Below are 7,824 nucleotides of genomic sequence, written 5' to 3'. Positions count from 1 at the left end.
ACACCCTTCGGGCAGTCGAAACCGCCAATCTACCTGCGTCGAGCGCGGCGCGAATCCCTACCTGCCCGGTGGCCGGCTCGGGCACGCGATGGACTAGTCAGCGCCAACCGTGTCAATTTGCTGGAAAGATACGATTACCCCGACGTCGGCGTGGCGATGGGAACGGGCACCTACGTCGCCATGAACAGCTCGCAGGTGACGCTGGTCAAGGGAGATCTGCGCGGCATCGCGCAAGCCCGCACCATCTTGTACGAGAAGGCGGCGAACATGAAGCAGATCTTGGCTCGCCTTGGGCCTTGGTCTACAACGCTCTGGGCATCCGCTGGCCGCAGGTGAGCGGTCCCAGTTCTCGGGCTGGCTGCTGTCTCCGATGATCGCGGCGTCGGCGATGAGCCTGAGTTCGGTGTCCGTGAGCGGTAACGCGCTGCGGCTTCGGGGGGCGGGGATCCCTTGGCTGGCGCCTCTCGGTGTACTCTGCACTTGCGACCGCACTTGAGATCGGCGCTGCCAGGGGATATGTCTCACTCGGGGTTTGCTCTTGGACCTTGACATACATGTGTGCAAATACACTCTCCTTCCCGCCCATCGGCACAACCAGCGATGAGCGGTCACGAGCGACTTTTCGGGGCCCAAGCGGGCCCCGTTTTTTTGGCGCACGCCTTTGGCTTGATGGTGCACCTATGATTTCGGCATGCCAACGAAGCCAACCAGCAAGAGGGCTCGCCCAAAGCCGGCCAGCGCGCCCGCACCCGCAGTGCAGGTCGAGCCCGCAGCGCAGGTGCTGCGCCGGTTTCGATCGGTCTTCAACGCCGTCAAGACCCACTTCCAGCAGGTCGAGAAGAAGGCCGGCGTCGGTGGCGCGCAACTCTGGGCCTTGAGTGTGATCCATGCGCAGCCCGACATCGGGGTGGGCGGGCTTGCCCGCGCCATGGACGTCCACCAGACCACGGCCAGCAACCTGGTCAAAGCCATGCTCACCGCTGAACTGGTGGTTGCGAGCCGGGACGACGCCGACCGCCGCGCCACGCGGCTGCGCGTGACGCCTCGCGGGGCTCGGGTGCTGAAGAAGGCGCCTGGCCCTTTCTCGGGCGTCCTGCCAGAGGCGCTGGCCGCGCTTGACGACGAGACCCTCGCGCGTCTCGACAACGATCTGGGCAAGCTGCTGGCCCTGCTGCAGACCGACGAACGCGCAGCCGGCATCCCGTTGGCGCAGATGTAGCTCGTCCTGGGTCGGCCTTCGGGCGGCGTCAGTCTGCGGAGAAACGTGGACCCGACGGGATGCAATTGTGCAAATACAATTGCGGTTGCCATGAACCGTCGGCGCGCCCTGCTGGTCAGCATTGCCCTCCTTGCCCTCGCCGACTTGGTCGGGGTGTCGGTACTGCGCGAAGCCTGGAATGCTCGCCACGAGAGGGTTGCATCTGCGGACCGTCAGACGGTGCGGATTCAACCCGTCAACGTCTCCTTCGCATCGGAGTCTCTCGTCGCGCACAGGAAAGCGACGGGCAGTTCGCAGCCCACCGGCTGGGCCCACTGACATACAACGAGAAACCCACCAAGATGCCGGCTCCCATCGATGACGCCGCAGCGCAGCCCAACTGGCCGAAGGGAGTCCTGCGCGTGGCGCGAGCGTGGTTGCGTGGCGGCTGGCAGGCCGCGCACGACATCGACCCCGAGTTCTGGCGCAACCTGCAACGCGAGTTGCTCGCCGGTCGGCAGTGGCTCGACCGGTCCATCGTTCTGACTTACGCGGCCGCGACAGGCGCGATCGTGGTTGCTTTCACGCTGTTGGCCGAGGCGGCGATCCATGGCTTCCGGCAGGTGGAAGGTTGGGGCGATCACGGCCGCTACTTCACCCTGCTCTGGACGCCGGCGCTCACGGTAGCCCTGCTGTGGTGGACGCGCCGCTATGTGCCGGGGGCCGGTGGCTCGGGGATTCCGCAAGTGGTGCTTTCGCTAGAAAAGGACCTGCCGCCGTCACAGAGCGCCTGGCTGGTCTCGATGCGCGTGTCGCTCCACAAGATCGGATTGGTGTCGGGCGGCTTGCTGGCGGGCCTCTCGATCGGGCGCGAGGGCCCCACGGTCCAGGTCGGCGCCGGCGTCATGGTCAGCGCTCGACGCTGGCTGTCGCCGCAGTCGGGCATCGATGCACACGACCTGATGGTGGCTGGCGCTGCGGCGGGCATTGCCGCAGCGTTCAACACGCCGCTGGGCGGCATCGTCTTCGCGCTGGAGCAGTTGACTCGGCGACGCCATATCTCGCACAGCTCACTGGTGATCGCCGCCATCGTCTTGTCCGGGCTGGTCGCGGTCGCCGTGTTCGGCAACGAGACCTACTTCGGCCGTCTGCGCGTGCAGGCCATGTCCTGGTCGTTGCTGCTGCCAGGCCTGCTGGTGGCCCTGGTGGCCGGCCTGAGCGGTGGGTTGTTTGCAAGACTGATCGTGGTTTCGATAAGAGGCCTGCCCGACCGCTTCAGTCGCTGGCGCAGCGCCCATCCTCTGCGCTTTGCCGCCGGGTGTGGCCTCGCCGTCGCCGTGATTGGGCTGGCCACCCAGGGCGCTACCGCCGGAGCGGGCTACGTCACGACCCGCGCCCTCCTGGAGGGCCAGGGCGATCTGCCCGGCGTCTACACGCTGCTGAAGTTCTGCGCCACCTGGATCTCGGCCTGGTCGGGCGTGCCCGCGGGGGTCTTCGCGCCGTCCCTGGTCATCGGTGCCGGCATCGGCCACGACGTGGCTCTCTTCATGGGCATGGACAAGGAAGCCGCCATCCCGCTGATCGCGATGGGCATGGCGGGCTTTCTGGCGGCCACGACAGGCGGGCCGATCACGGCTTTCATCATCGTGATGGAGATGGTCTCGGGCCAGGCCATGGTGCTGAGTTTGATGGCCTGCGCACTGCTGTCCAGTGGTGTCGCGCGCCTTGTCACGCGGCCGATGTACCAGGAATTGGCGGCGATGCTGCCTCTGCCGCCACACACCGAGCCACGCCAGGAGAAGCGATGAACACTGCCCTTCGGAAGCTGCTGTCCTGGCTGCGATCGACGTGGTGGCGAGCGCGCGCGTCCGAGCGCGCCGACACGGTCATCGTGCCGCCGGCTCCGCCGCCAGTCATCGCCCTGCCTTCGCCGCTGCTGGCCTGCGCGACGGTGGTGATCCCGGCCCTGAACGAAGCTGCGCGCGTCGCCGATGTAGTGCGCCATGCGCTGGCCGACCCGGCCACGGCCGAAGTGATCGTCATCGACGACAGTTCCATCGACGACACCGCCCGCCTGGCCCGGCAGGCGGGTGCCGAAGTGATCACCAGCACGATGCTGGGCAAGGGTGCGTCAATGCGCGACGGCGTAGGCGTCGCCCGGTGCGACCTGATCGTCTACCTGGACGGCGACCTCGCTGGCCTGCGCCCCAACATCGTGACCGACCTGTGCCGCCCCTTGGTGCGCGGCGAGGCCGATTTCGTCAAGGCCCGCTTCGGCCGTGTGGGAGGACGGGTGACCGAGCTGACGGCCAAGCCCATGCTGAAGGTGTTCTTCCCCGAGATCGCCCACTTCGCACAGCCCTTGGGGGGCCTGATTGCAGTACGCGCCTCGTTGCTCAAGGCTTTGAGTTTCGAGAATGGCTACGGCGTCGACATCGGCCTGCTCATCGACGCCCACCGCACCGGCGCGCGCTTGGCCGAGGTCGACATCGGCTCGTTGGAAAACGACAGCCAGCCGCTGCTCGACCTCACCGCCATGGCCAACGAAGTCTCTCGCGTCATCTACACCCGGGCGCGAGCAGCCGGCCGCCTGCATATGGAGCAGATCGTGGCGATGTACGAGACCCAGCGCCAGGCGACGGCAACGCTTGATTACATCCTCAGCCGGCGTCGCGGCCGCACACGGGTGATCCTGCTCGACATGGACGGCACGATCACGCCCGAGCGCTATGTGGTCGAGCTGGCCCGGGCCACGGGCCACGAGGCCGCGCTGGCCAAACTGCTAGACCGCGATGACGATGCTGCCACGCGGAGCGAGCGCATCGCCGCTCTCTTCAAGTTCGTACACCAGCAGCAGTTCGAGCGTGTCGCGCATGCCCTGCCTGTCCGACCCGGCGTCATCGCCTGTGTCAACCGCTTGAGGCGGTCCGGCTTCATGGTGGGCCTGGTCAGCGACAGCTACTTCGTGGCTGCGGAGATCCTGCGACGCCGCATCTTCGCCGACTTCGCGCTGGCCCACACGATGCAGTTCGATGCCGAGGTCTGCTCCGGGGTGCTGCGTCTCAATCCGGCCTTTCTGGCACGCGATGGCGATTCCGGCCCGCCCATCTGCAAGAGCCACGTCATCCGGCGCCTGCGCGAAGATCTTACTGAGCCGCAGGTGGTCGAGTGCTGGGCGGTAGGCGACAACGTCAACGATCTGGGCATGCTGCGGGCAGCCGACCGTGCCTTTGTGATCGACCCGAAATCGCCGCTGCTGACGCAGGTGCCAGGGGTGACCACCGTGGCCAGCTTCGATGAACTGTGCTCCCTTGTGCCCGAATCGACCGCCGCCGCCTGAATGACAGCGCTCGACGGGTGGGTGATCGGGCTCTATCTGGCGGGGACGCTGGGCCTGTCGGCGTGGCTGGCGCGGCGCCAGGAAACTGCGGCCGATTACTACGTGGGCGGACGCACTTTGCCGTGGTGGGCGCTGGCCATCTCGATCCTGGCTACGCAGTCCTCAGCCAACTCGTTCATCGGCATCCCGGCCTATGTCGCGCTCGTCCCGGGCGGCGGGCTCACCTGGCTGCAGTACGAACTGATGCTGCCGCTGGCGATGATCTTCGTCATGCTGGTGCTGGTGCCCGTGTTGCGCGGCCTGGGCGTCATCAGCGTCTACGAGTACCTCGAACGCCGCTTCGATAGGCGCACGCGCTGGGTGTTGAGCGTCGTCTTCCTGCTTTCGCGCGGGCTGGCCACGGGCGTGGCGTTGTATGCCGCAGCCTTGCTGGTGCAGGTCTGCACGGGCCTGCCGCTGGCCTGGTCCATCGTGCTGACGGGCGGCATCACGGTGATCTACGACACGCTGGGCGGCATGCGGGCCGTGGTGTGGACCGACGTGATCCAGATGATCATCCTGGTGGGTGGCGTAGCGCTTTGCGCGGCCATCGCGTGGGACCTGGCCGGTGGCGGTGCAGCCATCATCGACTTGCAGGATCCTGCGCGCCACGCCGCCATCGAATGGGCGCATGGCATCGGGGACGGCGCCCGCGCGCCGCTGTGGGGCTTTGTCGCCGGCGGGCTGGTGCTGTACATCAACTATTACGGGGTCGACCAGAGCCAGGCGCAGCGTACGCTGTCTGCCACCGGCATCCCCGGCGCGCAGCGCGCGCTGATATTCAACGGCATCGCCCGATTCCCGCTCACGTTGGCCTACGCCGGGCTGGGCTTGGCCATTGGCGCCGTGGCTATGAAGGAGCCGGCGCTGCGAGAAGCGATTCCGCCGGGCCGGCCCGATCTGCTGGTGCCGCGTTTCATCGAGATGTACGTCCCCAGCGGGGCGCGCGGCCTGCTGGTGGCAGCCATCCTGGCCGCGGCCATGTCCAGCCTGGATTCGGCGCTCAACAGCCTGTCGGCGGCCACGCTGCGCGACTTCGTCGAGCCCCATCTGGGCCCGGTGCGCACCTTGCGAGCGGGCCGGCTCGTCACGCTGGCCTGGGGCGTGGCCATCATCATCTTCGCCGGTCTGGCCAGCAATCTGTCGACCAGCGTGGTGGAGAGCATCAACCGCGTCGGCGCGCTGTTCTATGGCCCGCTGCTGGCCGCCTTCGTTTGCGGCATCCTCGATCGCCGCGCGCGCGGACCGGCGGTGCTGGCCGGAGTGGCTGCCGGTCTCGCGCTCAATCTGTGGCTGGCGTATGCGATGGGTGCCCAACTCTTCTGGATGTGGTGGAACGTGACGGGGCTGGTGGTGGCGGCCGGGGTGACACTGCTGGGCAGCCGCATGATGGCGCCGCCCGCCCCCGAACAGTTGGTGGGCACGACCATCGACGCGACAGCCTTGCGGCGGGCGTTCCGCAGTCAAAGAGGAGGCGTCGCCCTGCTCCTGGCCTGGGCCGTGCTGTGCTCGGCCGTCGCTTTCTGGCTCGGCGTTCGCTGAGGCAAGGGGTTCTCATGTCGCTCCGGCAGTTCATGTCCTTGCGCCCGCTGACCCGGGCGCTGACCGCCGTCAAGAACGGCGTGGTGCACGGCTGGACCGAGAGCGCCCGCGCGCTGGGTCTGCAGGAGGATCTGTACGCCAACCCACAGCACCGCCCGCTTGAACGACCGGTGACCGTGCTGATCATCGGAGCCGGGCACCGCGGCACCGTGTACGCCAACTTCGCTGCGCGTCATCCCGCCGAAATGCGTGTTGTCGCTGTCGCCGATCCGAATGCGCACCGGCGTCAGCGGTTCGCCCGCCTGCACCAGATCGCTTCGGAAAACTGCTTCGATGGATGGGAGTCCGCCCTCGAGCACGAACGGCTGGCCGATGCCGTCATCATCGCCACGCCAGACACGCTGCGCAGCGGCCCCTGCCTGCGTGCGCTGGACCTGGGCTACGACGCGCTGCTGGAAAGGCCCGTCGCCCCGACCGAGGAGGAGTGCCGCGCCATTCTTGCCAAGGCCCAGGCCACGGGGCGCATCGTGGGCGTGTGCCATGTGCTGCGCTACACGCCTTACTTCCGCGAGCTCAAGGCCATCCTGGACCAGGGCTTGATCGGCGAGGTCATCAGCGTGCAGCACCTGGAGCCGATCGAGCACGTCCACATGAGCCACTCCTACGTGCGCGGCCACTGGCGCAATAGCGCGACGACCACGCCCATCATTTTGGCCAAGTCCTGCCACGACACCGACATCATTCGCTGGTTGGTCGGCGCGCAGGCCGATAACGTGCACTGCTTCGGCAACCTGAAGTGGTTCACCAACGCCAATGCGCCAACCGGCAGCACCGAGCGCTGCACCGACGGCTGTTCGGTCGAGCACGACTGCCCGTACTCGGCGCTGCAGATCTACCTGCGCGACCGAAAGCGTCTGTACGTCTTCGACCTGCCGGAAGACAGCGCACAGTGGGATGCGGTGATCCTGCAGGCGCTGAAGACGACCGACTACGGCCGCTGCGTCTACCGCATGGACAACGACCAGCCCGACCACCTGACCGTCAACATCCTGTTTCGCAACGGCGTGACGGCGGCGTTTTCGATGGAGGCCTTCGTCTCCTACGAGGGCCGGCGCACGCGCGTCATGGGCTCGCTTGGCGACGTGACGGGCGACATGGAGAGCTTCACCGTCACGAGTTTCAAGACGGGCAAGCGCACAGTCTGGTCGATGAAGAGTGACGCCCACGGTGGCGGCGACCACCCGATGGTGCGCGACTGGGTGCAGGCCGTCGGCCAGCAACGACCGGAGCTGCTCAGTTCGTCGATCGAAGTCTCCATAGAGAGCCACCTGATGGCCTTTGCGGCCGAGCGCAGTCGTCTGCAGCGCACCATAGAGGAGGTGCAACTGTGATCGGCGCCGCGAAGGTGTGCCCGGCCTATGCGGGTAACAGATTGAGCGTCGCTGCGGGGTCAGGCCCGACCACTCTTGTGCGGTCAAGCGCGAGCCCGAGGTAGCTGGACGCAGCTGCCAACAGCCGCCTGGGTTGGACTGCAGGAAAGCCGCCGCTCGTGAGTGTCCGGAAGTGGCCGACTGCTGGCGGCTATGAGCGTCCGCTTCCCGGACTCAAAGCCCGAAGACGCGAGGCTGAGCCGTCCGGCAGCTTGCGGGAAGCTCAAAGGACAGCTGAGGTTCGATAGCCTCAGCGGTACATTGGCTGTGCCGAT

At 67.0% G+C, this 7,824-nt stretch carries 6 protein-coding genes and 1 pseudogene; all 7 read left to right on the top strand.

Annotated features, from left to right (window positions below; translation table 11 throughout):
* Positions 1-141 precede the first annotated feature (141 nt).
* Positions 142-496, top strand: a pseudogene (locus O9280_RS13525) (hypothetical protein); the annotation flags it as partial.
* Positions 497-754: 258 nt separating this feature from the next.
* The gene (locus O9280_RS13520; protein ID WP_298343778.1) at positions 755-1,219 is read left to right on the top strand and encodes a MarR family winged helix-turn-helix transcriptional regulator; all 465 of its coding nucleotides are present in this window, start codon (positions 755-757) and stop codon (positions 1,217-1,219) included.
* A 90-nt stretch (positions 1,220-1,309) separates the two neighbouring features.
* A complete protein-coding gene (locus O9280_RS13515) occupies positions 1,310-1,537 on the top strand; it encodes a hypothetical protein (RefSeq protein WP_298343775.1) in 228 nt (75 codons plus the stop codon).
* 23 nt (positions 1,538-1,560) lie between these two features.
* Positions 1,561-3,006 (top strand): chloride channel protein, encoded by a 1,446-nt coding sequence (locus O9280_RS13510; RefSeq protein WP_298343772.1) that lies wholly within the window; start codon positions 1,561-1,563, stop codon positions 3,004-3,006.
* Entirely contained in the window at positions 3,003-4,538 is a 1,536-nt protein-coding gene (locus O9280_RS13505) for a glycosyltransferase (protein WP_298343769.1), read from the top strand. The genes O9280_RS13510 and O9280_RS13505 overlap by 4 nt, the downstream gene beginning before the upstream one ends.
* Positions 4,539-6,119 carry a sodium/solute symporter gene (locus O9280_RS13500; RefSeq protein WP_298343766.1) on the top strand — a complete coding sequence of 527 codons (1,581 nt, stop codon included), beginning with the start codon at positions 4,539-4,541 and terminating at the stop codon, positions 6,117-6,119.
* 14 nt (positions 6,120-6,133) lie between these two features.
* Positions 6,134-7,510 (top strand): Gfo/Idh/MocA family oxidoreductase, encoded by a 1,377-nt coding sequence (locus O9280_RS13495; RefSeq protein WP_298343762.1) that lies wholly within the window; start codon positions 6,134-6,136, stop codon positions 7,508-7,510.
* The last annotated feature ends 314 nt before the right edge of the window (positions 7,511-7,824 follow it).

Source organism: Silanimonas sp. (genome assembly GCF_027531545.1).
Lineage (GTDB): Bacteria > Pseudomonadota > Gammaproteobacteria > Xanthomonadales > Xanthomonadaceae > Silanimonas.
The sequence above is the reverse complement of the archived record's forward strand: the minus strand, read 5'-3'. Positions and strand labels throughout refer to the sequence as shown.